Origin of the sequence: Arthrobacter sp. B10-11 (assembly GCF_033142195.1) — a bacterium.
GTDB classification, from domain to species: Bacteria; Actinomycetota; Actinomycetes; order Actinomycetales; family Micrococcaceae; genus Arthrobacter; species Arthrobacter oryzae_C.
Genome location: NZ_JAWMTH010000004.1, coordinates 200,199 through 223,615, shown reverse-complemented (window position 1 = coordinate 223,615; position 23,417 = coordinate 200,199). Strand labels below are relative to the sequence as shown.

Below are 23,417 nucleotides of genomic sequence, written 5' to 3'. Positions count from 1 at the left end.
GGTCAGGGAGCCCCGAAACCGGCGTCTGCGAGCGTCTTCCGGCCTTCGGAACCCGTCACCATGGCGATGAAAGCCGCGGCGAGTTCCTTGTTCCTGCTCGGGCCAACGGTGGCGATGGGATAGGTGTTGACGGCTTCGCCTGCTTCCGGGAACGGGATTCCCTTCACCTTGCCGCCTGATCCTTTGACGTCGGTGACGTAGACCAGGCCGGCGTCGGCCTCGCCGGAGGCCACCTTGCCCAGGACATCGGTAACGGACGATTCCTCGCTGACCGGGGCAAGAGTCACACCCGCCGCCTTTTCCACGGCGTCCGTTGCGGCACCGCAGGGAACCTGGCCGGCACACACAACCACTTTAACGCCGGGCCGGGCGAGATCCGCGAGGGAAGCGATGGCGGCCGGGTTGGACGGCGGAACGGCTATCTGCAGGTGGTTGGTGGCAAAGTTCGTGGCCGCGCCGTCGAGGAGCCCGGCGTCGGCGAGCTTGGCCATGTTCCTGGGGTCCGCCGAAGCAAACACATCAGCGGGCGCACCCTGGGTGATCTGCGTGGCCAGGTCCGAGGAGCCGGCGAAGCTGAGCGCCACCGTGGCCCCGGAATTCTTCGCTTCGAAATCGTCCGCCAGCGCGCTGAAGCTGGCCTTGAGCGAGGCGGCAGCAAAAACCGTGACCGTTCCGGTGAGCTGACCGGCCGCGTCCGAGGACGCGCCTCCGCCAGGGCCGGTCGGCGCCGATGGCGCGCAGGCAGTCAGGCCCGTGGTGAGCACGGCCGCTGCCAGCAGCGCTGCGATCCGAGGTTTCCCGGTGCTCACACGATGCCCTTTCCCTGCGGAGTTTCAATGATCACCGTGGTGGCTTTGACCACGGCCGTTGCCACGGAGCCCAGCTCCAGGCCGAGATCCCGCACGGCCTCGCTGCTCATCAGTGACACCACGCGGAACGGCCCGCACTGCAGTTCGACCTGGGCCATGACCTTGTCCGCCGTGATGCCCGTGACCAGTCCCACGAACCTGTTGCGGGCCGAACTGCCCACCCGGGTGGGGTCCTCCGGCAGCTGCGCCTGCTCGCGGGCCAGGGTGGCCAGCTCGAACCCGTCCACGGCCAGGCGCCCGGAGTCATCCTTCACCGGGGTGAGGCTGCCGTTTTCGGTCCAGCGGCGGACGGTATCGTCGCTGACGCCCAGGAACCTGGCAGCTTCCGCGATCCGAATGGTTGGCATTTCTTCAGCCTAATACCTCATATGCGGATCTGGAAGGTCACTCCAGCCGCAAAATCGGCAATACGCACGTCCTACCTTTGGTTGCTGTAGCGCCGGCCATAGCCTGCCGTTCGCCACGGCAGTACGATTTTCGATGGGGGCGGAGCCGCCGGCGCTGAGGAGCGTTGCAATGAAATGGATCAGGCCTGACAGTCCGGATTATGACGAGTCCCGGAAGCTTTTCAATGCAATGATCGACCGGCACCCGGCGGTCATAGCCCAATGCAGCACCCCTGCGGAAGTCGCCCAGGCCCTGCAGCATGCACGCGACAACGAACTGGCCGTGGCTGTCCGTGCCGGCGGGCATTCGGTGGCCGGAATGTCCATGAACGACGGCGGCCTGGTGGTGGACGTCCGGCCCATGAAGTCTGTCCGTGTGGACCCGGAGAACCGCACCGTCACTGCCGGCGCCGGGCTCACGTGCGGCGAGTTTGACCGTGCCACGCAGGAGCACGGCCTGGCCCTGACCGGCGGACGGGTGTCCACCACCGGGCTGGCAGGCTTTACGCTGGGCGGCGGCTCGGGATGGCTGGAGCGGGCCTTCGGTTTTGCCTGTGACCACCTGATTTCGGTGGACCTGGTCACGGCCGACGGCGAACAGGTGACGGCCAGTGCCCAGGAGAATCCCGAGCTGTTCTGGGCACTGCACGGCGGTGGCGGAAACTTCGGTGTGGCCACGTCTTTTACCTTCGCGCTTCGTGAGCTGGGTCCAAAAGTCCATGCCGGCCTGATGGTCTGGCCGGGGGAGGCAGCCACCGACATCAGCCGCGGATTCCGGGAGCTCGCCCTCGCGGCCCCCGACGAGGAATGCGCGACGCTGCTCTATTTCACTGCGCCGCCCGAGCCGTTCATGCCGCCGGAGATGGTGGGCAAGATGGCCGTCGGTGTGGTGTACATCTACGCCGGTGACGCCGGCGTCGGCGCGGACCGTGCCAAGCCGTACCGGGCGCTCGGTCCGGCGGTTGACCTGGTGGAGGATACGAACTACGCCGACTTCCAGTGCTCACTGGATGATCCGCCAGGCTTGTACAACTACTGGAGCGCCGATTATCACAACGAACTTTCCGACGACGCCCTGGACATCGTCATCGACTCTGCCCGCAACCTGCCGGGCCAGCACTCCCAGCAGCTGATTGCTCGCTGGGGTGGCGCGGTGGGCGGACCGGCCGCAGCACTGACACCCTTGCAGAACCGCAACGCTAACTGGGTCAGCCACCCGTTCGGGCTGGGCGAAACACCGGCAGAGGGCCAGGAAGCCAAGGCATGGGTCAAGCATTTCCGCCACGACATCGCGCCCTACGCCACCGGTGGCGTGTGGCTGAACTTCATCGGTGACGAAGGCCAGGCCAGGGTGCGGGCAGCGTTCGGGAACGAGAACTTCATCCGGCTGTCGCAAGTGAAACGCGAATACGATCCGGACAACGTGTTCCGCGGCAACCAGAACATCCCGCCTGCCCCGGCGTAGGGGTGCCGGCAAGCCGCGCCGGCAACATTCGACTGCCGCCGCTCAGCACCGGAAGTAGCGGTTCCTTTGCGGTTTTTGGTGTGGGTCGATGTGGGGTGGCGGGATGAACCACGGGATCCCGGTTTTGACCTGGATGTGCCACTGTTCCTTGTGGATCAGGTGGTGGTGATGGCTGCAGAGCAGGGTGCCGTTGTCTGTGCTGGTGGCTCCGCCGTGTGACCAGTAGGTGATGTGGTGGGCTTCGCACCAGGGGGCCGGGATGCTGCAGCCCGGGAAGGCGCAGCCCTGGTCACGGGCCGTGATGGCTTTGCGGATGTGGGGCGGGAAGATCCGGGTGGTCCGGCCGATGTCCAGGACGCGGCCCTGACTGCCGAGCAGGACGGGGATGATGTCCGCGTCGCAGGCAATCTTCCGGACGGTGGAGGCGGTGACGGGTCCGGTGAAGGTAAACAAGCCCGTGCCGGGGATGGCTGACGTCCCGGTGCCTGACGATTCCACACTGTCCGGCCGGTCCAACCGTTGCAACAGGTCGCGGTAGTCGATGGTGACCATGACCTGCGGCCGCATCCCGCCGGCGGCCGGGAGCGAATCGGTGGTCAGGACCACTTTGCAGGCGCCGACCAGGCCGTCCAGCAGCTGCTGCGGGCGGGTCCGCCGGTCCAGGTTGTGGTCTGCCGGGGCGCTCCCCTCAGCTTCGCAGTCACCTCCTCCGGATGTCTTGCCCTGGGTGCGGGGGTTTGTGGCGGTGTTCATCACGGTCAGGAGGGGTTCGTACTGGTCCTCGGTGGCGAAGACCTCCAAGTGGTAGAGACCTCTGCGGGGCCTGCGGACGAACACCCCCTGGCGGCGCCGGAGTTCTTCCTCGGACGGTTCGGACCCGTCCTGGTCGAGCCCGTCGACCCAGTGCCGGGCGACCCGGGACAGCAGATCGGCATCGCTCTCGGCAGCTTGGCGGGTCAGCATGTGTTCCATACGGGCAACGGTCTCTTCGGGGGCGTGGTGCCGGACCCGGTCCAGGGCAAGCGTGATGATGGTCGCGGCGCGGGACGCGACAGTCCCTGCGGCAACGGCGGCGGCAAGGACGGGCCGTGCCGGTTCCTCGTGGTGGCCGGAGATCCCCGTGCTGGGCAACAGGGCTTCGGCAAGGCTGATCCGCCGTCTGGCTTCGCCGGCACCGATCCGCAACCGACCCCGCAGGAACTCGGCAGCATTCCGGTACCCGTCATCAGCAGGGTCCGGTTCGTCCGGAGCCGGCGCGATAGCCTGAACCTGGCCGGCTGCCCAGCCGATGGGTCCGTGCACAGCAGTCGCTTCGCCCCACCCGGTGGTCCAGCCGACGGCAGCCCCCGAGCTAACCGACCGCTGGGCCTGGCGCCGGGTCCGGTCCACGGCTCCGGCTGCCACCACCTGCAAAAACTCCGCCGTCCGGGAGATCTCCTCAACTCCGGCGGCGAAGTCAGCAGCCTCACTAACGCCGAAACCCGCAGCATCCCCCACCGCCGCCGCCCCAATAGCCTTCAACAGCTGAAGGCTCCGGGCCAGATCACTGAACACGCCGTCGTCGGCCGCCGAAGCATTGTCAGGGACAGCGGGCAGCGTGGCCCACCGCAACACCCCTCCTGTTGCTTCGCGTTCCCCAACGGCGTCCATGGGATAACTCTGCCAAAGGGCACCGACAATTTACCCTTCGCAGCCCCCTGTCCAGAAGCAACTCAGATCATGGCTGCAATGTCTTCGACTGCCTCTGACAATGCCGCCATGGATACCGGGCCGCCATGACCCTCGTTTTCGATGACCGCAAGCCGGCTCGACTGCCATCGCCGATGCAAGTGCCACGCGGTGGCAGCAGGACCACTGATGTCTCGCCGCCCGTGGATGAGGTATCCCGGGATGCCGTTGAGCTCGTGAATCCGGGGCATGATTTCCTGTCCGTCGGTCAGGAATCCGTCGTGTGCCCAATAGTGCGTCACGAGAAGGGCGAACGTCATGCGCTCATTCTCATCGTCAAACAGTGCGCCAGGAACCCAGCTGGGGTCCAGGGATACATGCGTGGACTCCCAGCGGTCCCAGGCCAGGGCGGCCCGTCGGGCGTCATCGCGGTCTTCCCCGGCGAGCCGGCGGGCGTAGGCCTCCACAAGGCGTTCGCCCGGGTTGGCGCGGCATGCCTCGGAAAACTCACTCCATGCTTCCGGGAAGATGCGTCCGACGTCCTCAGTGATCCATTGAACCTCGCTCCGGCTGGTCGTCGTCACTGCCACCAGAGCGATCCCGAGCACCCGGCCGGGATGTTTGAGGGCATAGGCGAGGGCAAGCGTGCTGCCCCAGGAAACTCCGGTGACGATCCACTTTTCGATACCCAGGTGCTTCCGCACCGCCTCAATGTCCTCGATGAGGGCCTGCGTGGTGTTCCCGGACAGGTGGTCAAGGTCGTCCTGGACGGCCGGAGTGCTCTTGCCGCACCCGCGTTGATCCAGCCCGATGATCCTGAAGCGGGTGGGGTCGTGCCGTTTACGGTATCCGCCCTTGCCAAGGGAACCGCCGGGGCCACCGTGAAGGTACAGGACGGGAATGCCGGCAGGTTCGCCGGTCGATTCCCAGTAGATCCTGGCATGGGGCACTTTCACCCATCCGCTGATTGTCTCCGTTTGCTCGCCCGTCACCCGCCCACAATATGCCTGCTCCAGCCGGCCCGGCGTCCTGGCGCCGCCGCGACCCGGCACCGCGGCACTAGAATTTCCACCATGGCCGTTTACCTCGATCCGCCGCTCTGGCCTGCCCACGGAACCCACTTCTCGCACCTGATCTCGGACACGTCGCTCGACGAACTGCACCGCTTCGCAGAGGCCGCCGGCATCCCGGAACGGGCGTTCGACGGCGACCATTACGACGTCTCCGAAGCCCGGTACGGCGCCCTGGTGGAGGCCGGCGCCATCCCCGTGGAGGCCCGGGTCCTGGTCCGCAAGCTCATCGCCTGCGGGCTCCGCATCCCTGCCCGCGAACGCGGCAAGGCCCTCAAACTGCCGCTGCTGAACCGCTGGAACGCCGTCCTTCCCGGCCATGACGCCCTCTTCCTTGACCTCCTGGACCGCTGGGGCGAGGAACACCGGAAATACCACGGCCGCACCCACCTGCTGTCCGTCCTAGAAGCGCTGGACCTGCTCACCGAGCCGGCCGACCCGCCGCGCACCGTGGTCCTCGCGGCCTGGTTCCACGACGCCGTGTACCGCGGCATTGCCGGACAGGACGAGGAGGAATCAGCAAGGCTGGCGGAGGACAGGCTCCTGCACGCCGGGCTGTCCGAGGACGACGCGTATGAGGTGGGGCGGCTGGTACGGCTCACTGCCGACCACCGCCCGGAGGCCGGGGACGACGACGGCGCCCTCCTCTGCGACGCGGACCTGTCGGTTCTCGGCGGCGATCCGAAGGCCTACGGCCGCTACCTCAGCGCCGTCCGGGAAGACTTCGCGCACATCGGCGACGCCGACTTCGCGGCCGGACGCGCCGCCGTCGTCCGTCACCTCCTGGAACTGGACCCGCTGTTCAACACGCCCCGGGGCCGTGAGCTGTGGCTGGATTCAGCCCGGCGCAACCTGGCGGGCGAACTCGCGTGAGCGAGGTTCAGGCCGCGCACCGGCAACTGCCGTTTACGGTCCGCTTCGATTGGGGGCACGACGGCGCCATGGCCGTTGCGCCCGGGGCCGAACTCGCCGTGGTGGTGGACGTCCTGTGTTTCACCACATGCGTGAGCGTCGCCGTGGACCGCGGCGCCGACGTATTTCCGTACGCTTGGAAGGACGGCGGGGCAGCCGGCTTCGCCGCCGGGAAGGACGCCGTGCTCGCCGGCCGGCGCGGCGGCAACGGCGTGAGCCTCTCCCCCGCCAGCCTGCGCTCGGCACCGTTGCTGGAACGTCTGGTCCTGCCCTCGCCCAACGGGTCGGCGCTGGCCCATGCCCTGTCAGGAACGGTGCCGCGTGTCGCCGCGGTGTGCCTCCGCAATGCCCGGGCAACGGCCGAGTGGGCGGCCCGGAACCTTCCGCCTGCCGCGGTGGTCGCTGTCATCGCCGCCGGCGAAAAATGGCCCAACGGCGGACTCCGGCCCGCGCTTGAGGACCAGCTGGGGGCGGGGGCTTTCCTGGCCGCGCTTCCTGAGCAGCGCCGGCCTGGTTTCTCCCCCGAGGCACGGTGGGCCATGGACGCCTTCACCACTGCCGAACCGCGGCTCGGCGACATGCTGCTGGAATGCTCCACCGGGCGCGAACTCGTTTTCGGCGGCTACCAGGAGGACGTGGAGATCGCCGGGGAACTCAACCAGAGCGCCGCCGTCGCACTTCTCGACGACGGCGCGTTCCGCCGGGCGTAGCGGTGTGCCGCAGGCGGGCGGCCGGCTTAGCGGTAGCTGGTGACGAACGGCCGGTCGGTGGGCACGATCTGCTTGCCGAGCGGCATCAGCGAGACCGGGATGAGCTTCAGGTTGGCGATGGCCAGCGGAATCCCGATGATGGTGATGGCCATGGCGAAGGCCGTCACCACATGGCCGATCGCGATCCAGATACCGGCGACCACCAGCCAGATCACGTTTCCGAGGAGCGAAAACACCCCGTTGCCGCCCGGCTTGTCCACCACCATGCGGCCGAAGGGCCACAGCGTGTACGCCGCAATCCGGAAGGAGGCGATGCCCCAGGGAATCGTCACGATAAGCAGGCAGCAGATAATGCCCGCCAGGAAGTACCCCAGCGCCAGCCAAAGCCCGCCGCAGACCAGCCAAATGATGTTGAGCAATGTCTTCATACGGCCATTCTCCCCCGCGCGCGAGTCATCCGGCGTCGGGGATTGCCCTGACCCGGCCCTGAATTCCGGTCTGCCGATCAGCCGATAATCGGCCGCTCTTCAGGCAAATGGTAGAGCCTCGGATGCGCGGACAGTGCCAGCGCCGAGGCGACGGTGATGGTCCCGATCCGGCCGATGAACATCAGAGCCATCAGCACCCACTGTGCGCTGGCCGGCAGATGGTACGTGATGCCCGTACTCACCCCCACCGTTGCGAACGCGGAAATGGATTCAAAGAGCACCTTTTCGAGGCTGTAGTCGGTGAACATCAGGAGCAGGAGTGTTCCCGCGACGACGGTGGCGACACCCAGCAACGCAACGGAAAGCGCCTGGCGCTGGGCCGAGGAGCTGATGGAGCGGTGCGCAATGGTGACCTGCTCGCGGCCGCGGACCTCGTTCCAGATGGCGAATCCCAAAATGAGGAACGTGGTGATTTTTATTCCGCCTGCAGTCCCTGCACTCCCGCCGCCGATGAACATCAGGATGTTGGTGACCATCAGCGTTTCCGGTGTGGCTGCGCCGTAATCGATGCTGTTGAAACCGGCAGTCCTGGGAAACACGCTGCCGGCCAGTGCCCCAAGGAACTTGCCTCCGGTGCTGAGCGGCCCCAGGGTTTCGGGCCTGTTCCATTCGAAGGCCGCGAACAGCACGAACCCGGCCGCCAGAAGCAGCAGTGTGCCGTAGACGGTCAGTCGGACATGGACGGTCCAGTCCTTGATCCGGCGCCCGTCCCGCATCAGGGCAATGATCACGGGGAACCCCAGCCCGCCGGCCACGACTGCTGCGCAGATGGGGACGATGATCCACGGGTCTTCGGCGAGACCGACGAGGTTGTCGCTGTACAGCGAGAAGCCGGCGTTGTTGAAGGCGGACACGGCGTGGAAGACACCGTGCCAGAGTGCCGTCGCCGGGTTGGCGTCATAGCCGATCCAGAACCGGAGGGTCAGGACCACCGCCGTGACGGCCTCCAGTGTGGCCATGATCTTCGCGACCCGCACCAGGACGGAGCGGACATCTCCGAAATTTAGTGTGTGTGTTTCGGACTGGGCCACGAGCTGTCCGCGGAGGCCGAGGTTCTTGCGGACCAGCAGTGCCAGCAGGGTTGCCAGCGTCATGATCCCGAAGCCGCCCACCTGGATCAAAGCGAGGATCACGGCCTGGCCGAAGGGCGTCCAGAACGTGGCGGTGTCCACGGTGATCAGTCCGGTCACGCAGACGGCGGAGACCGACGTGAACAGGGCCGGCATGACCGTGTCGGCCTCCGTGGGGTAATGCGAGGCGGGAAGCAGGAGCAGGCCGGCCCCCAGGAGAATCACGGCAAGGAAGGCCACCGGCACCGACCGGACCGGGTGCAGCAGCAGGCGCCTGATCCGGCTGCCCTTCGGGCTGAGCTTCCCGGGCCGCTGGTTCGCCGCAAGGTTCTTCGGCCCGGCCCTCTCGGATGCTTTGGGCCGCCCCTTCAGCGGTACCGCCATCGGACATCCTCTCATCGGCGGGCATGCGAAGCCCTTCCGGCCTCGCGCCCGCAGACCGGGCCCACAGTTCAACGTTTCCCGGAGACTAACACCGCGCGATTCCGGCAGAACCCGGTCTTTACGAAATCCTTACGCGGCCCTTTTTCGCGGCTTCACAGCTTCACGGCCGCGAAGGCGCAAACTGTTGGCAGGGCGTCGGCCAAGGGCTACCGTCACAGCAAGGGCCGGTGCCGGAAGGAGGCGCAGCATGACCATTGTTGACAATGCCGTCTATGTGAACGGCCTCCGGACCACCGACCCGGAAGGGCTGGAGGAGACGTACTTCCTGCTGCGGCAACGCCAAGGGATGGCCTGGATAGGGCTGTACAGGCCTGACTCGCAGGAACTGCGGTCCGTGGCAGACGAATTCGACCTCAGCCACCTGGCCGTGGAGGACGCCCTGAGCGGGCACCAGCGTGCCAAGCTTGAGCACTACGGCGAAACCCTGTTTCTGGTGCTGCGCCCGGCGCGCTACCTCGACGACGTCGAAAAGGTTGAGTTCGGTGAGATCCATGTTTTTGTGGGCACCGACTTTGTGGTCACCGTCCGGCATGCCGAATCACCGGACCTGGCCCGCGTCCGCCGGCGGATGGAGTCCCAGCCCGAATTCCTGGCGCTGGGACCGGACGCAGTGCTGTACGCCATCCTGGACCAGGTGGTGGATGAATACGAGCCGGTGGCTGCCGGGCTGGAAAACGACATCGACGAGATCGAGGATGACCTCTTTGGCGGCGACCCCGATGTGTCACGCAGGATCTATGAACTCTCGCGCCAGGTCATCATGTTCCAGCGCGGGACCAGTCCGCTGGCGGGGATCCTGCAGGCCCTGCTCGCCGGAACACCCGAGCACCAGCCGGGCCCGGAGCTGCAGGACCACCTGCGCGACGTGCTGGACCACGTGCTGCGGCTTGGCGAGCGGACCGCCTCTTTCAGGGCCCTGCTGCAGAACGCGCTCACGGTCAATGCCGCGCTGGTGGCCCAGCGCCAGAACGATGAGATGCGGCGCCTGACGGAGTCCAGCTTCGCGCAGAACGAGCAGGTCAAGCGCATCTCCTCCTGGGCTGCCATCCTCTTCGCGCCCACGCTGGTCGGCACCATTTACGGGATGAATTTCCGCACCATGCCCGAACTCGACTGGGTCTTCGGCTATCCCATGGCCTTAGGCCTGATGCTGGTCATGGGCGTGGCCCTGTACGCGACGTTCAAGCACAACAAATGGATCTGACCGCAGTCCGGGCCGCACTCGCGGACACAGCGCGCAGGGGCCGTGTTCCGGGAATGTCACTGGCCGTCGTGTCGCGGGACCGGGTGCTCCATCTCGGCGGGACAGGTTATGCGGATCTGGAGACGCTCACGCCGGCCACCGCGGACACGGTGTATCCGTGGTTTTCGATGACGAAGCCGGTGACAGCCACCGCCGCCCTGCGGCTGTCCGACCAGGGGCGCCTGGACCTGAACGCACCCGTGCACGAATACCTTGACTGGCTGCGCGCCCCTGGTTCCGCCCAGCCCAGTGTGCGGCAACTGCTGGCCCACTCGTCCGGCCTGGGCAATCCCGTGCCTGTGAAATGGATTCATCCCGCGGACGCCCCGGGGCCGGACCAGGAGCACATGCTGCGGCAGCTGATAGCCCGGCGACGCGCGTTCCGCTACACCGTGGGGCGCGCCGGACATTATTCGAACGTCGGCTACCTTGTGGCGGCCCAGGTCATCAGCCAGGTCTCCGGCGAGCCGTTCCCAAGCTATGTCCGGCGCGAAATCCTTGGTCCGCTGGGGATGGATTCAACCGGCTTCTCGTATCCGCCGGGCCATACCGCGGCCACCGGCTATGTCCGCATTCCCCGCCCGTTCACGCCCGTGCTCGCGGGAATCCTCCCGTCCGGCACGATGGGCCCGAGGCATGACGGCTACTCGTCGCTCCACCGGTTCCTGGTGGACGGCGCAGGCTACGGGGGCCTGGTGGGAACCGTCCGGGACGCAGCCGAGTTTGCCCGGCTGCACCTCAACGACGGGCTGGCTGTTCCGCCCGGAACCGCCAACGCTCCCGCTGAACCGAACGGGCGACGCATCCTGCAGGAGTCCACGGCGCGGGCAATGCGCGACATCAACGTCCAAGGAAGGCAGTTTGACCACTCCGCCGGATGGTTCCGGAAGCACGCGAACGGTCCCCACGGATCCTACGTGGAGCACTTCGGCACAGGCCTGGGATTCTGGAACATCATGCGCCTCTACCCGGAGCGGGGCAGGGGAATCGTGATCATGTCCAACAGCACCACCAGCTACGACTACGACGCACTGTTTTCGCTGGTCCTCCGCTTGCCCTGGACATGAGCCGTGGCGCGAGCGCCTAGGCCTGCTTGACCAGGGCCGCCTCCACGTTGATCTTGACCTTGTCGCTGACCAGCAGCCCGCCGGCTTCCAGGGCAGCATTCCAGGTCAGTCCGAACTCCTTGCGGCTGATCTCGGCTTCGGCGCTGAATCCCGCCCGGGTGGCACCGAACGGATCAACCGCCACGCCGGTGAACTCCACTTCGAGCTCGACGGGCTTGGTGATGCCGCGGATGGTGAGGTCGCCGGTGACGGTGTAGTCCTCGCCGTCGCCTTCAATGCCCGTGGCCCGGAAGGTCATCTCCGGGAACTGCTCCACGTCGAAGAAGTCCGCTCCGCGCACATGGGCGTCACGGTTGGCGTCGCCGGAGTCGAAGCTTGCCGTCTTGACAGTGGCATGCAGGCTGGACGCCGCCAGGGAGGTGCCAACGTGCGCCTCCGCAGAAGCGTCGGTGAAGCGGCCGCGGACTTTGCTGATGCCGGCGTGGCGGACGGTGAACCCGATTTCGCTGTGGGACATGTCGAGGGTCCACTTGCCGGGGGTAATACCTTGGGGCAGAGTCACAACGGGTCTCCTTCGACTCGGTTGGCGGGCTCCTGGCCCGCCGGTTCTTCGGGGATGCTCCCCAGCTGAATGCTAGCGAAGACCCTCAGCCACGGCTAGCCTTCGCACCGGGCAGCGGAAGACCGGCCGACGGGGCCGCGGACCACTTCGGCTGCCAGCCGATGGCGGGGGCGATGTGGCGGGCAATGTTGCCCAGCAGCTTGGCGTTGAAGTCCACTCCCAGCTGGTTGGGGACGGTGAGGAGCAACGTGTCGGCAGCCTGCACCGCGGCATCTGCAGCCAGCTCTTCGGCAATCGCCTCAGGCTCGCCCACATAGCTCTTACCGAACCGTGCCACCAGACCGTCAATGATGCCCACCTGGTCCCGCCGTGGCCGCAGGGCGTCAAGTCCGAAGTAGCGGCGGTCCTCGTCATCGACAATCGGCAGCACGCTCCTGCTGACCGAAACCCGCGGCGTGTGCTGGTGGCCAGCCGCTGCCCAGGCGCTGTGGAACATGCTGATCTGCTCCGCCTGCAGCTCGTCGAACGGCACACCCGTGTCTTCCGTCAGCAGGGTGGAACTCATCAGGTTCATCCCCTGCTCCGCGGTCCACACCGCGGTGGCGCGCGATCCGGCACCCCACCAGATCCGCCGGGCAAGATCCGGCGAGTTGGGCTGGACCGGCAGCCGGCCAGTACCCCCGCCGTAGCGAGGATCCCCTTCGGCCACCCCGGCGCCGGTAATGGCGTGGCGGAACACCGCTGTGTGGCGGCGTGCCATGTCCGCGGGGCTCTCGCCCTCGGCCGGAACATGGCCGAACACGGCGGCGCCATCCCGGGCCGGTTCGGGTGAGCCTCGGCTGACGCCGAGCTGCAGCCTGCCGCCGCTGATCAGGTCCGTGGCGGACGCTTCCTCCGCCATATACAGCGGGTTTTCATAGCGCATGTCGATCACGCCGGTGCCCATTTCGATCTTGCTGGTGCGGGCAGCGATGGCGGCCAGCAGCGGGAACGGGGACGCCTGCTGCCGGGCGAAGTGGTGCACACGGAAAAAGGCACCGTCGATTCCCAATTCCTCGGCTGCCACCGCCAGCTCGATGCCCTGCAGCAGGGCGTCCCGGGCCGTGCGGGTACGGGACCCCTCAACGTTGCCCCAGTGGCCGAACGAAAGAAATCCGATGCGCTTCATGACTGCGGCAACAAGAACCGCCCGCTATCCATTCCGGCCGTTAATTCCGGCAGGGTGCTAGGCCTTCGCGGCTAGCACGAACGCCCGGACCTTCGCCAGGTCCTTGACCCCACGGGAACTTTCGACGCCGGACGAGACGTCCACTCCCCACGCCCCGGCTTCCTTCGCGGCCCGGGAGACGTTCAGGGGGTCGAGGCCTCCCGCCAGCAGCCAGTTCCGGCCGGCCAGCCCCTTGGCCTGCACCGACGCGTAGTCCCAGGCCTCTCCGGAACCGGGCACGGCGGCGTCAATCAGCAGCAGTTCCTCGCCCCAGTGGCCGAACGCTTCCGGCGCGGCACTCATGGTGACGGCCCGGATCACCTTCATGCCGGCGTCGTGCGTTGCTTTCACGTCCTCCGGCGTGCGGTTCCCGTGGAGCTGGATCCACTCGAGGCCCGCCTCACGGGCTCGCGCGATGGCGTCCGCCACCGGCTCGTGCCGGAACACGCCGACGGCGGGAGTGCCGGCCGGCACGTGGGCAAGAAGCTCACGGGCCTGCTCCGGCGTGACCTCGCGCGGGCTCTTGGTCAGGACGAATCCGACGGCGTCCGCCCCGGCACCGGCCGCTTCCCGGACCGACTCCGGCGTACTCAGCCCACACACCTTGACGAACATTCCAGGCTCCTCCTGCAGTATTTCCTCTTCCTGACGTTAGCAAGCCCTCGAAGTCCGCGCCGACGTTACACCGGCCGCTAGGCTGGGCGGATGGAGATCATCCGCTATGCCGAGCTCAGGGCCGAACCGTGGCGCAACAAGGGCGGGGTCACCCGCGAACTGGCCAGCCATCCGAAAGCTGCCTCCTCCCAGGACGGCGCGTGGGACTGGCGGGTGAGCATCGCCGAGGTGTCCAAAGCCGGGCAGTTCTCAGCTTTTCCCGGCATGGACCGGGTGCTCACCGTGGTGGAGGGCGAACTCCTGCTGCTGACGGTGGACGGCGCCGAGCACCCGCTGGAGAAGTACCGGCCCTTCCGGTTTTCCGGTGATGCGGACGCAGCCGGCGCACTGCCCACGGGCGATATCCGCGACCTGAACGTGATCACGCGAAACGGTGCGTTCAAGGGTTACACGTCCATCATCGAACTCTCGAAGAAGCGCGCGCATCCCGTCTTCGAGGGCCAGTTCGGCATCCTGCTGCAGGGTCAAGCCACCGTCAGCCCCGGCAACGCCGGCGGCGGGGACTCATCCGGCGAGGGCGAAGCAACCGAAGCAGTTTCCGTGCCCGGCGAGCCGGAGACGCTGGGCCGCTATGACGCCGTCGTCGGTTCCGATTCCGCCACGCCGGAAATCCTGGGCCGGGGCTTTCTGGCCGTCGTGTCGATCGACAGGGTCACCTAAGAACGCCACTGGCGACGGATGCCTGCAGGAGTTCCTCCTGTGCCGGCCCCGCCGGGGTGAGAGCGGCAGCGATCACCACCGAGCTCGCGGAAGCCCACGCCTGTGGACGGCAGCTCGCCGGGAACGGAACGGGGGTGCGCATCGTGTCCGCACCATGCCCGCCGAAAAGCTCCGGCAGCCGCCAGTCGTTGGCCTCGGCCACATTCAGCAGCCCGGCGGCGAGCTGCGCCGCTTCCTCCGGGAAGCCGTCCGCCAGCATTCCGCTAATGATCAGGGCCGTGTCATGGCTCCAGACGGCGCCGGCGTGGTAGCGGGTGGGCCAGTAGCCGCCGTTGGTGGTGGACAGGGTCCGGACGCCGTAGCCGGAGAACATGGTGGGATCCATGACGCGGTTGACGACGATCCGTTGCTCGTCCTCGTTGAGGATTCCGGTGCCGAGCAGGTGCCCCATGTTGGAGGTCACGCCGTCCACCGCGCGCTTGTCGGCATCCAAGGCAAGCGCCGGATACGGCCCGAGCTCGTCCTCGCACCAGAACTGGGCGCGGAAGCGTTCGGCCATGCCTGCCGCGTAGTCGCGCCACTCCTGGGCGCCCGGACGTCCGAAAGCGTCCAGGATCTCCGCACCCACCACCGCTGCTTCGTAGGCGTAGGCCTGGACTTCGGCGAGCGCAATGGGCCCCTTCGCCAGTGAGCCGTCATGCCAGCGGATGGCGTCGCCGGAGTCTTTCCAGCCCTGGTTCACCAGGCCCTGGCCCGAGGCATCGAGGTATTCCAGGAAGCCGTCCCCGTCCAGGTCGCCGTGGTCCCTGAGCCATTCGAGGGCGTCCTGGAGGTTGGGCAGCAGTTCCTCAACCTCCGCGTCCGGCATTCCGGCCTTCCAGGCGTCGTGCAGAAGGCAGATCCACAGCGGGGTGGCGTCGATGGTGCCGTAGTACACCGGCGGCAGGCGCAGCGCATGGCCGCTCTCGGCCATGGTCAGGACGGTCCGGCGGACCTCGTGCAGGATCTTGCCGGGCTGGACGGCGGTGGTGTGGTCCGTTTCAGTACCCTGCCGGCCGGCCAGCGCGCGCAGCGTTCCGCCCGCGATGGCCGTGTTGATGGGCAGCAGCATTCGGGCCGCAATGATCGAATCACGGCCGAACATGGTGAAGAACCACGGGGCGCCGGCGGCAAGGAACGTGTCATGCGGATGCGAGTAGTGGGCAAGGCGGAGGCTGTTGAGGTCGCTGACGGACCGCTCCAGGAGCCTGCTGAGCCGGGGATCCTTCGACGCCGGGGCGGCGATGGGCTCACCGTCCGCCGCGAGCATCGGCGAGTCCGCATCGGTCAAGTCCACGGACCAGGCGAGGTGCACGGGCTTACCGGGAAATACCTCCACTGCCCATTCGATGGCCACCGTGCTGCCGTTGAAGCTGACCGTTGCGTTGTCCGCCGTCAGCGCCAGGGCGGTGTCCTTGTCCCGCCAGGACCAGGCGGGCCCCTGCGGCTCGACCGCGGCTGCGCCGCGCGCGCCCTGCTTGATGTCTTCCATGGTGGTGTTGTCCGCCCGGAGGGTCATCCGGACCGTCAGCGTGACCGGCTCCCGCATGGCTGACTCGAGGCGCAGTTCCTCAGCTACCCGGCCGGTGCACCCGGTGAGGAACTCGGTGTCCTGCCCGGGGCGGATGCGGCCCGAGTGGGCCGAGCGCGTGCGCACCAGGGAGAGCAGGGGGTCCGCCACTTCTGCGTCGGCACGGACGAAGTAGATGTAGTCGGTTTCCTTGGAGGAACGCAGCTGGGTGGACACCCATTCAGGCTCCCGCCCGTCCACGGTGAGGACGGCAGTGTCGAGCACGCGGTCGTCGCCGCAGTAGATCCCCTGCGCGCCGGTGTGGCGGATCTGCCCGTGCGCGTCGGACCACGCCTGGATGGGAGCGCTGAAAACGCCGGAAAGATTGTGCAGGTACGGCTGTTCAGAGGCCACGGTGAAACAACTCCTGTGCTGCTGGCTTTCGGTGCGGAGGCTGGCGTCCGCATTACCGGGCGAGAACCTTGGCGCACAGATTTGATCGATCAAATTTGCGCGGTTAAATCGTCTCACACGTTACGGTAGGAAGGAAAAGTCCGGCTTCGCCCTGCCGTCCGGCCCGCCAGCGGTGGTTGCGCACCCGCGCTGTACCCCTGCCCCTGCACCCCTGCCCGCCCGCACGCCAAGGAGCCCCGTTTGTCCCGGCCCACCCTCGCCAGCCTGGCCAGCGACCTTGGCGTATCACGGCAGACCATTTCCAACGTGCTGAACGCCCCGCACAAGGTCAGGCCAGCCACCCGCGAGCGCGTCCAGGCCGCCATCACGGCTGCCGGCTACCGGCCCAGCGCCGCCGCCCGCCAATTGCGCACGCAACGGTCCATGAACCTGGGCATGCGGCTGCTTCCCGCCACGGACGGCATCAACGGCGCCGTCCTTGACCGCTTCCTGCACGCGCTGACGGAAGCCGCCCAGGCGGCCGGGTACCGCCTCACGCTCTTCTGCGCCGACTCGGACGACGACGAAATCCTCCACTACGAACAGCTTCTCGACGTCGCGGGGCTGGACGGTTTCATCCTGACTTCCAGCACTCCCGACGACGCACGGACCCGCTGGCTGACGGAGCGCGGCACGCCCTTCGCGGTTTTCGGCCGGCCCTGGGATGCGGCCGGGCACCCGGCTGTGGCAGCGCATCCCTGGGTGGACGTGGACGGGGCGGCGGGAACGGAAGCGGCGGCAAGGATGCTGCTGGCACAAGGCCACTCGAGGATCGGCTTCGTGGGCTGGTACACGGGCGATCCGGTGGGCGCGGACCGCCGCCGCGGCTGGGAGCGCGCCATGGGCCCGGCGGGATATGGCGCCGACACGGGTTTCCTGTGTGTGGAAGTGGAGGACACCGTTGCCGGCGGAGCGGCCGGAGCGGCCCTGCTCGTTTCACGGGGAGCCACGGCCGTGGTCTGTTCCAGCGACTCGCTTGCCCTGGGAGCCCTGGGGGAAATCCGCGAGTCACAGTCCGGCGCTGTCCGGCCCGGTCAGCCGGAGCGGCCGGTGGCGGTTGTGGGCTTCGACAACACGCCGGTGGCTGCCGCGCTGGGTCTTTCCAGCGTGGCCCAGCCGGTGGAGGAAGCCGCACGGCACATCATCCGGGTGCTGGCGCACGTCTTGGCACGTGACCCGGGTCAGCCCCCGGCCGGGGCCGCGGCGGCCGGGACCGCCGTCGCGCCCGAAAAGCAGCTCCTCCTGGAACCTCAGGTGGTGGAACGGGTTCCGCTGCCCCTGGCGGCACGGCCCCGCGGGGCTTCAGCCAAGATACATCCTGGCCAATAGCTCCTTTGCGGGGCCCTTCATCGTTGACGGGCGCACTTCATCACGGGGTATATCGCCAGTGGTCCCGGCCCAGACGGCGCTCCAGAAGGCGTCCTCTCCCTCCGCATTCACCGGGGGACGGATGTACCAGTCATAGCCCCTCGGCCGGGGAGGGAGTCCGGCATCGGCAAGGTAGGTATCGATGTCGTCGTCAATGGAAGCCAGGTCGGCCTCCGTCAGCAGGAACGGGGCACGTCGTTCACTTCCGCCCGGGGAACGGTTGACGGCGGTGCCGGAGCGATTGTGTCCAGCGGCAGGGACCCGGACAAAGTTGCCGCGGCCTGCCGCCCACACAACAAGGGCGCCCCAACCGTTTTCGGTGGCAGGGATCCAGCCGCCGGGTGCTGTGGCAACTTCCGGCGATGCCCAAGGGTCCTGGTTCATACCGGACATTCTTCATCGCCGGCGGAAGTGAGTAAACCGAACCGGGACCACCGGTGACCTTAGCCACCAACGGTGGCCTCCCGACGTCGTGCGTTGCTACGCTGGAATCAAGGTTCCGCTCCGGAGCCTCCGGACGACGGTTCAGTACCCGGCACGCGACAAGACTGGCCAAAGGATCTGTCATGTCGTGGTTAATCCTCATTCTTTCCGGGGCGCTCGAGGCCGTCTGGGCCGCCGCCCTGCACCGGACCTCCCAGGCCAAGGGCCGCCGTCGCATCATGCCCGCAGCGCTCTTCCTCATTTCCGTCATCGCCAGTACCGGGGGCCTCGCCGTCGCCATGCAGTCCATCCCCACGGGCACCGCCTACGCGGTGTGGGTGGGTGTGGGCGTGGTGCTGACCTCCGCCTACGCGATGGTCACCAACGTGGAACGCGCGACGGCGGCGCGGCTGCTGCTGCTCGCCGGCATCGCCGCGTGCGTGGTGGGCCTGAAGGTGGTGGCGTGATGTTGGGGAAATCCGCCGCAGCCTGGCTGATCCTGCTTGCTTCCGCCGTCCTGGAGGCCGTCTGGGCCACCGCCCTGGGGCTGTCCGACGGCTTCTCCGAGGCGCTGCCCACCGCCGTCTTTGCCGTCACGGCCACGCTGAGCATGGTGGGACTGGGGATTGCCGTGAAGACCATCCCGCTGGGGACCGCCTACGCCGTGTGGGTCGGCATCGGCGCCGCCCTGACCGTGGGCTGGGCCATGGCCACCGGGGTGGAACCCGCCAGCCCGCTGAAGCTGCTGTTCATCGCCGGGATCGTGGGCTGTGCGGCGGGGCTGAAGCTGCTGCCGCAGGACCGGTAGAACCGCGCACCACAAGATCGGAGGCCAGGACCACCGGCGAGCGGCTGGCATGTTCGCCGGCAATTTCGGCAGCCAGGGCATGGACTGCCGCATGCGCGATGGCAGCGACCGGTTGCCGCAGCGTCGTGAGCGGCGGATTGGCGAGGGCCATCAGCGGTGAGTCATCGAAGCCGACGATGGACACGTCCTCGGGCACGCGCAATCCCCTGGACTGTGCCGCCCGGATGGCGCCGAGGGCCATGACGTCGGAGGCGCACACAATGGCCGTGTGGCCGGAGTCCAGGAGTTCGTTGGCCGCGCTCTGGCCACCTTCCACCGTGAACATGCTGGTGGCGGTATGCGGTTCCGGATCCTCGGCGCCAAGGTACTCGGCCAGTGCCGAGCGGAACCCGGCCAGTTTCTGCCGGCTGGGAATGAAGCGGTGCGGGCCGATCGCCAGTCCGATCTTCCGGTGGCCCAGGCTGGCAAGGTGCTGCACGGCCGTGCTGACTGCCGCCGCATCATCGTTGGATACGGAGGCGGCCGCCAGTTCCGGGCGGGCGCCGTTGACCAGGACGAACGGGATGCCGCGCCCCAGCAGCCGGTGGTAGCGCTCCAGGCTTGCCTGGCCGTCCGCGTGTGAACTGCAAATGAAAATAATGCCGGAGGCCTCCTGGGCCACAAGCATCTCGATGTACTCGTCCTCGGAGCGGCCACCGCCCGGCAGGGCACAGAGGATCGGGATGAAATCCTCCTGCGACAGCAGCGAAACCATGCTCTGCGCGATGGCCGGAAAAATCGGATTGGTCAGGTCCGGGACGATGATTCCCACTTGCCCGCGGACGGTGCTGCGTGCACGGTCCGGCCGCTCGTAGCCAAGGTCGTCCATCGCGGCGAGGACCGCCTGCCGCACCTCCCGCGAAACGCCTTTCCGGCCGTTGACCACGCGGGACACGGTGGCGATGCTGACGCCGACCTTCCGGGCGAGGTCCTCCAGCTTCGGCCTGTCCGGGGCGGCGTGTTCTGCCCGGCCCGCTGTCGTGCTCATAGCGCTCCTTCACCGGAACGGCCGTCCGGAAGTCATGGTGTGTTTCCAGTGTACGTAAATTGCGCGACGCGTTATGCGAAAACAAGACGCAAAATTTTCAGCAAACTGTTGACGTGTGTCACAACAGGTCCCTAGGCTCGTCACTATCCCCGCTCACCGCTGATGCCGTTCTGGGGCATTGCCAAGGAAGGTCTCCCATGATTCGCCACGCCCACTTGCCCGGGTCCCCGCCCGCCTTCAACCGGAAACTGCTGGTTGCCCTGGCGGCCGCCTGCGTCACGCCCCTGGCCCTCGGCGGCCTCGCCCTCCCCGCCTTTGCGGACCACACTGCCTCGCCGCGGACTGTGGCACTCGTCGGATCGCTGCAGTCCGAAATCGGCTGCCCCGGAGACTGGCAGCCCGAGTGCCCCGCCAGCAGGCTGCTGCCGGTGGAGGGCTCTGCAACCCTCTTCAAGGCCACCTTCGATGTCCCCGCCGGCACGTACGGCATGAAGGTTGCCCTCAACAATTCCTGGGACGAGAACTACGGTGCCGGCGGAGTGGCCGGTGGCGGTGACATGGTGCTCAATGCGCCGGGCGGACCCGTGACGTTCACCTACGACCACGCAAGCCACACCCTCACTGACAACGTTCCGGATGCGCTGGGAGCCGAGGCGGGCGCACACTGGCTGACGGCAGACACCATCGCCTGGCAGGCCCCCGCAGCCGCAGGCACCACGTACCGGCTCTTTAGCGCCCCCGACGGCGGACTGGCAGTTGCTGACGGAGAGGTCACCGGGGGTTCCTCCCTCCCGCTGGAGCCTGTTGCCCAGGGCCTGGAAGCCGGCCTCGCGGCCAAGTATCCGCACCTTGCGGGCTATGCCTCCCTCCGCCTGTCGGAAGCGGACGCCCTCCGGGCCAAGGAACTGCTTAAAGGCCAGCTGCTCGTAGCCGCCATCGGGTCGGACGGCACGGTTACCGCCGCCACCGGCGTCCAGGTACCCGGCGTCCTGGACTCGCTCCACCCCGGGGCGGCGGAGCAGGAACTCGGCCTGACGTGGAAGGGCAAGCGCCCGGAACTCTCCCTGTGGGCCCCCACGGCCCGCAGCGTGACCGTCCACACCTACGGCTCCGGTTCCGGCGGGGAGCCCGTGGCCAGCAAAGCCATGGAAGCCGCCGGGGATGGCGTATGGTCCGTCACCGGGGACAAGGACTGGAACGGCGCCTACTACCTCTACGAAGTGGAGGTCTTCGTCCCGGAAACCGGCAAGGTTGAGCGGAACCTCGTCACAGACCCCTACAGCGTGGGGCTCTCGGCCAACTCCGAACGCAGCCTTTTCGTGGATCTCGGGGACAAGTCGCTGGCGCCGGCCGGCTGGGCCAAACTGCAGAAGCCTGCGCTCAGCAAGCCGGAAGACCTTTCCCTCTACGAACTGCACGTCCGCGATTTCTCCATCACCGACGACTCCGTTCCCGCCGAGCACCGCGGCACCTACAAGGCGTTCACGGACACCGGCAGCAACGGCATGAACCGCCTGCGGGAACTGGCGGACGCCGGGATGAACGCGGTCCACCTGCTGCCCGTCAACGACATCGGCACCATTGAAGAGCGCCGCAGCGAGCAGCGCGAACCCCTCTGTGACCTCGCCGCCCTGCCGGCCGATTCGGAAGAGCAGCAGGCATGCGTGGCGGAGACGGCTGCCAGGGACGGCTTCAACTGGGGCTACGACCCCCTGCACTACACAACGCCGGAAGGCTCATACTCCACCGACCCGGACGGAGCCACCAGGATCACGGAATTCCGTGAAATGGTTGCCGCACTCAACACTGCCGGCGCAAGGGTGATCCAGGACGTCGTCTACAACCACACGTCCAGTGCGGGCCAGTCCGGAAGCAACAACCTCGACCGCATTGTCCCGGGCTACTACCACCGCCTGAATCCCGCCACCGGATCGCTGGAGACGTCCACCTGCTGCGCCAACACGGCCACGGAGAACGCCATGATGGGCAAACTCATGGTCGACTCCCTGGTGACGCTGGCCAGGACGTACAAGCTCGACGGCTTCCGTTTTGACCTCATGGGGCACCACTCAAAGCAGAACATGCTGGACGTCAGGGCGGCACTCGATGAGCTGACCGTGCCCAGGGACGGCGTGGACGGCAAAAACATCACCCTGTACGGCGAGGGCTGGAACTTCGGCGAAGTGGCCAACAACGCACGGTTCGTCCAGGCCACCCAGGCGAACATGGCCGGGACCGGGATCGGAACGTTTAACGACCGCCTCCGCGACGCCGTCCGCGGCGGGGGCCCCTTTGACCCGGACCCCCGGGTCCAGGGATTCGCTTCCGGCCTGTTCACGGACCCCAACGAGTCCCCCGCCAACGGAACCCCGGAACAGCAAAAGGCCGCGCTCCTCCTCGCCCAGGACCTGATGAAGGTGGGCCTGACCGGCAACCTGAAGGACTACTCCTTCGTTGACCGCACCGGCGCCACCGTCAAGGGCTCCGACGTGCCGTACAACGGCGCCCCCGCCGGGTACACCAGTGATCCGCAGGAGGCCATCACGTACGTGGAGGCCCACGACAACGAGACGCTGTTCGACGCCCTGGCCCTGAAGCTGCCGCAGGACACTGCCATGGCAGACCGGACCCGCATGCAGACCCTCGCGCTCAGCACCACCGCCTTCGGGCAGGGAATCTCGTTCTGGCACGCAGGAGGAGAATCACTGCGCAGCAAGTCGCTGGACCGCAACAGCTACGATTCCGGCGACTGGTTCAACGTCCTGGACCACACGGACGCCACCAACGGCTTCGGCCGCGGCCTGCCGCCCAAGGCTGACAACGAGGACAAGTACAGCTACATGCGCCCGCTGCTGGCAGATCCGGCGCAGAAGCCTGCTTCCGCCGAGATCGCAGAAGCCCGCAGCCGGGCCGCGGAACTGCTGCAGATCCGCAAGGGCACACCGCTGTTCCATCTTGGCGAGGCGGCCCTGGTGCAGCAGAAGGTATCCTTCCCCGGCGGCCCCGAGCAGACCCCGGGCGTTGTGGTGATGCGTATTGACGACTCCGTCGGACCGGACGTGGACCCGGACCTGCGCGGGCTCGTGGTGGTGTTCAACGCCTCGGATGAAGCCACCAGCCAGACCGTGGCCGAAGCGGCGGGCCAAGCGTACGCCCTGCACCCCGTCCAGGCCGGCGGCGTCGACTCCGTGGTCAAGACGGCCTCCCATGATGCGGCATCCGGTACCTTCACCGTCCCCGCCCGCACCGTGGCGGTGTTCCAGGCCAGGTAGGGGCGATTTAGGCTGGTGGGC

Annotated in this window: 22 protein-coding genes and 1 riboswitch; of the genes, 10 read left to right on the top strand and 12 right to left on the bottom strand. The window is 67.3% G+C overall.

Going from position 1 to position 23,417, the window contains the following annotated elements; all coding sequences use genetic code 11:
• Positions 1 to 2: 2 nt before the first annotated feature.
• Both modA and RW112_RS14130 read right to left on the bottom strand, forming a co-directional pair.
• On the bottom strand, positions 3 to 809 hold the full coding sequence (gene modA / locus RW112_RS14135) for a molybdate ABC transporter substrate-binding protein (RefSeq protein WP_317782386.1): 807 nt from the start codon (positions 807 to 809) through the stop codon (positions 3 to 5).
• Positions 806 to 1,216 (bottom strand): molybdopterin-binding protein, encoded by a 411-nt coding sequence (locus RW112_RS14130; protein WP_305942521.1) that lies wholly within the window; start codon positions 1,214 to 1,216, stop codon positions 806 to 808. Before RW112_RS14130 ends, modA begins: the two co-directional genes overlap by 4 nt.
• Before the next feature lie 169 nt (positions 1,217 to 1,385).
• Here RW112_RS14130 and RW112_RS14125 point away from each other — a divergent pair, with 169 nt between their 5' ends.
• Positions 1,386 to 2,720 carry an FAD-binding oxidoreductase gene (locus RW112_RS14125; protein WP_317782385.1) on the top strand — a complete coding sequence of 445 codons (1,335 nt, stop codon included), beginning with the start codon at positions 1,386 to 1,388 and terminating at the stop codon, positions 2,718 to 2,720.
• A gap of 42 nt (positions 2,721 to 2,762) precedes the next feature.
• Here the strand turns inward: RW112_RS14125 and RW112_RS14120 are convergent, their stop codons facing one another.
• Entirely contained in the window at positions 2,763 to 4,370 is a 1,608-nt protein-coding gene (locus tag RW112_RS14120; RefSeq protein ID WP_317782384.1) for an HNH endonuclease signature motif containing protein, read from the bottom strand.
• Positions 4,371 to 4,432: 62 nt separating this feature from the next.
• Positions 4,433 to 5,380 carry an alpha/beta fold hydrolase gene (locus RW112_RS14115; protein ID WP_317782383.1) on the bottom strand — a complete coding sequence of 316 codons (948 nt, stop codon included), beginning with the start codon at positions 5,378 to 5,380 and terminating at the stop codon, positions 4,433 to 4,435.
• 81 nt (positions 5,381 to 5,461) lie between these two features.
• On the opposite strand from RW112_RS14115, the gene RW112_RS14110 reads away from it, so the two are divergent.
• Together RW112_RS14110 and RW112_RS14105 are read left to right on the top strand one after the other, a co-directional pair.
• Positions 5,462 to 6,331 (top strand): DUF4031 domain-containing protein, encoded by an 870-nt coding sequence (locus tag RW112_RS14110; protein WP_305942525.1) that lies wholly within the window; start codon positions 5,462 to 5,464, stop codon positions 6,329 to 6,331.
• On the top strand, positions 6,328 to 7,080 hold the full coding sequence (locus RW112_RS14105; RefSeq protein ID WP_317782382.1) for a 2-phosphosulfolactate phosphatase: 753 nt from the start codon (positions 6,328 to 6,330) through the stop codon (positions 7,078 to 7,080). Before RW112_RS14110 ends, RW112_RS14105 begins: the two co-directional genes overlap by 4 nt.
• Positions 7,081 to 7,106: 26 nt before the next feature.
• Here the strand turns inward: RW112_RS14105 and RW112_RS14100 are convergent, their stop codons facing one another.
• Both RW112_RS14100 and RW112_RS14095 read right to left on the bottom strand, forming a co-directional pair.
• On the bottom strand, positions 7,107 to 7,508 hold the full coding sequence (locus RW112_RS14100; protein ID WP_317782381.1) for a YccF domain-containing protein: 402 nt from the start codon (positions 7,506 to 7,508) through the stop codon (positions 7,107 to 7,109).
• A 77-nt stretch (positions 7,509 to 7,585) separates the two neighbouring features.
• Complete coding sequence (locus RW112_RS14095; protein ID WP_317782380.1) at positions 7,586 to 9,022, bottom strand: TrkH family potassium uptake protein; 1,437 nt, start codon at positions 9,020 to 9,022, stop codon at positions 7,586 to 7,588.
• A gap of 247 nt (positions 9,023 to 9,269) precedes the next feature.
• Here RW112_RS14095 and RW112_RS14090 point away from each other — a divergent pair, with 247 nt between their 5' ends.
• A complete protein-coding gene (locus RW112_RS14090) occupies positions 9,270 to 10,286 on the top strand; it encodes a magnesium and cobalt transport protein CorA (RefSeq protein ID WP_317782379.1) in 1,017 nt (338 codons plus the stop codon).
• Complete coding sequence (locus tag RW112_RS14085) at positions 10,277 to 11,392, top strand: serine hydrolase domain-containing protein (RefSeq protein WP_317782378.1); 1,116 nt, start codon at positions 10,277 to 10,279, stop codon at positions 11,390 to 11,392. The genes RW112_RS14090 and RW112_RS14085 overlap by 10 nt, the downstream gene beginning before the upstream one ends.
• A 16-nt stretch (positions 11,393 to 11,408) precedes the next feature.
• On the opposite strand, the gene RW112_RS14080 is transcribed toward RW112_RS14085, so the two are convergent.
• The 3 genes from RW112_RS14080 to RW112_RS14070 all read right to left on the bottom strand — a co-directional run bounded on the left by RW112_RS14080 (position 11,409) and on the right by RW112_RS14070 (position 13,776).
• Positions 11,409 to 11,954, bottom strand: a complete 546-nt coding sequence (locus tag RW112_RS14080) for a YceI family protein (protein WP_317782377.1) — start codon at positions 11,952 to 11,954, stop codon at positions 11,409 to 11,411.
• 85 nt (positions 11,955 to 12,039) lie between these two features.
• The gene (locus RW112_RS14075; RefSeq protein ID WP_317782376.1) at positions 12,040 to 13,122 is read right to left on the bottom strand and encodes an LLM class flavin-dependent oxidoreductase; all 1,083 of its coding nucleotides are present in this window, start codon (positions 13,120 to 13,122) and stop codon (positions 12,040 to 12,042) included.
• A 57-nt stretch (positions 13,123 to 13,179) separates the two neighbouring features.
• The gene (locus RW112_RS14070; RefSeq protein WP_317782375.1) at positions 13,180 to 13,776 is read right to left on the bottom strand and encodes a phosphoribosylanthranilate isomerase; all 597 of its coding nucleotides are present in this window, start codon (positions 13,774 to 13,776) and stop codon (positions 13,180 to 13,182) included.
• Positions 13,777 to 13,866: 90 nt separating this feature from the next.
• On the opposite strand from RW112_RS14070, the gene RW112_RS14065 reads away from it, so the two are divergent.
• Entirely contained in the window at positions 13,867 to 14,496 is a 630-nt protein-coding gene (locus RW112_RS14065; protein WP_317782374.1) for a HutD family protein, read from the top strand.
• Here the strand turns inward: RW112_RS14065 and RW112_RS14060 are convergent.
• Complete coding sequence (locus RW112_RS14060; protein WP_317782373.1) at positions 14,489 to 16,459, bottom strand: glycogen debranching N-terminal domain-containing protein; 1,971 nt, start codon at positions 16,457 to 16,459, stop codon at positions 14,489 to 14,491. The two genes, RW112_RS14065 and RW112_RS14060, sit on opposite strands and share 8 nt — an antisense overlap.
• Positions 16,460 to 16,699: 240 nt before the next feature.
• Here RW112_RS14060 and RW112_RS14055 point away from each other — a divergent pair, with 240 nt between their 5' ends.
• Entirely contained in the window at positions 16,700 to 17,827 is a 1,128-nt protein-coding gene (locus RW112_RS14055; protein WP_317782372.1) for a LacI family DNA-binding transcriptional regulator, read from the top strand.
• On the opposite strand, the gene RW112_RS14050 is transcribed toward RW112_RS14055, so the two are convergent.
• Complete coding sequence (locus tag RW112_RS14050) at positions 17,801 to 18,250, bottom strand: DUF5956 family protein (RefSeq protein ID WP_317782371.1); 450 nt, start codon at positions 18,248 to 18,250, stop codon at positions 17,801 to 17,803. The genes RW112_RS14055 and RW112_RS14050 overlap by 27 nt on opposite strands.
• 107 nt (positions 18,251 to 18,357) lie before the next feature.
• Positions 18,358 to 18,423: riboswitch (guanidine-III (ykkC-III) riboswitch) on the top strand.
• A 9-nt stretch (positions 18,424 to 18,432) separates the two neighbouring features.
• On the opposite strand from RW112_RS14050, the gene RW112_RS14045 reads away from it, so the two are divergent.
• Complete coding sequence (locus tag RW112_RS14045) at positions 18,433 to 18,756, top strand: DMT family transporter (RefSeq protein WP_317782370.1); 324 nt, start codon at positions 18,433 to 18,435, stop codon at positions 18,754 to 18,756.
• Complete coding sequence (locus tag RW112_RS14040; protein WP_305943494.1) at positions 18,756 to 19,097, top strand: DMT family transporter; 342 nt, start codon at positions 18,756 to 18,758, stop codon at positions 19,095 to 19,097. Before RW112_RS14045 ends, RW112_RS14040 begins: the two co-directional genes overlap by 1 nt.
• Here the strand turns inward: RW112_RS14040 and RW112_RS14035 are convergent.
• Positions 19,039 to 20,124 (bottom strand): LacI family DNA-binding transcriptional regulator, encoded by a 1,086-nt coding sequence (locus RW112_RS14035; protein ID WP_317782369.1) that lies wholly within the window; start codon positions 20,122 to 20,124, stop codon positions 19,039 to 19,041. The genes RW112_RS14040 and RW112_RS14035 overlap by 59 nt on opposite strands.
• Before the next feature lie 197 nt (positions 20,125 to 20,321).
• On the opposite strand from RW112_RS14035, the gene pulA reads away from it, so the two are divergent.
• A complete protein-coding gene (gene pulA, locus RW112_RS14030; protein WP_317782368.1) occupies positions 20,322 to 23,396 on the top strand; it encodes a pullulanase-type alpha-1,6-glucosidase in 3,075 nt (1,024 codons plus the stop codon).
• The last annotated feature ends 21 nt before the right edge of the window (positions 23,397 to 23,417 follow it).

Coding starts and splice junctions, on each gene's coding strand:
- RW112_RS14130 (WP_305942521.1), bottom strand. CDS start 1,216: ATGCCAACCATTCGGATCGCGGAAGCTGCCAGGTTCCTGGGCGTCAGC.
- RW112_RS14125 (WP_317782385.1), top strand. CDS start 1,386: ATGAAATGGATCAGGCCTGACAGTCCGGATTATGACGAGTCCCGGAAG.
- RW112_RS14120 (WP_317782384.1), bottom strand. CDS start 4,370: ATGGACGCCGTTGGGGAACGCGAAGCAACAGGAGGGGTGTTGCGGTGG.
- RW112_RS14110 (WP_305942525.1), top strand. CDS start 5,462: ATGGCCGTTTACCTCGATCCGCCGCTCTGGCCTGCCCACGGAACCCAC.
- RW112_RS14100 (WP_317782381.1), bottom strand. CDS start 7,508: ATGAAGACATTGCTCAACATCATTTGGCTGGTCTGCGGCGGGCTTTGG.
- RW112_RS14095 (WP_317782380.1), bottom strand. CDS start 9,022: ATGGCGGTACCGCTGAAGGGGCGGCCCAAAGCATCCGAGAGGGCCGGG.
- RW112_RS14090 (WP_317782379.1), top strand. CDS start 9,270: ATGACCATTGTTGACAATGCCGTCTATGTGAACGGCCTCCGGACCACC.
- RW112_RS14085 (WP_317782378.1), top strand. CDS start 10,277: ATGGATCTGACCGCAGTCCGGGCCGCACTCGCGGACACAGCGCGCAGG.
- RW112_RS14075 (WP_317782376.1), bottom strand. CDS start 13,122: ATGAAGCGCATCGGATTTCTTTCGTTCGGCCACTGGGGCAACGTTGAG.
- RW112_RS14070 (WP_317782375.1), bottom strand. CDS start 13,776: ATGTTCGTCAAGGTGTGTGGGCTGAGTACGCCGGAGTCGGTCCGGGAA.
- RW112_RS14065 (WP_317782374.1), top strand. CDS start 13,867: ATGGAGATCATCCGCTATGCCGAGCTCAGGGCCGAACCGTGGCGCAAC.
- RW112_RS14050 (WP_317782371.1), bottom strand. CDS start 18,250: ATGAACCAGGACCCTTGGGCATCGCCGGAAGTTGCCACAGCACCCGGC.
- RW112_RS14045 (WP_317782370.1), top strand. CDS start 18,433: ATGTCGTGGTTAATCCTCATTCTTTCCGGGGCGCTCGAGGCCGTCTGG.
- RW112_RS14040 (WP_305943494.1), top strand. CDS start 18,756: ATGTTGGGGAAATCCGCCGCAGCCTGGCTGATCCTGCTTGCTTCCGCC.
- RW112_RS14035 (WP_317782369.1), bottom strand. CDS start 20,124: ATGAGCACGACAGCGGGCCGGGCAGAACACGCCGCCCCGGACAGGCCG.
- pulA (WP_317782368.1), top strand. CDS start 20,322: ATGATTCGCCACGCCCACTTGCCCGGGTCCCCGCCCGCCTTCAACCGG.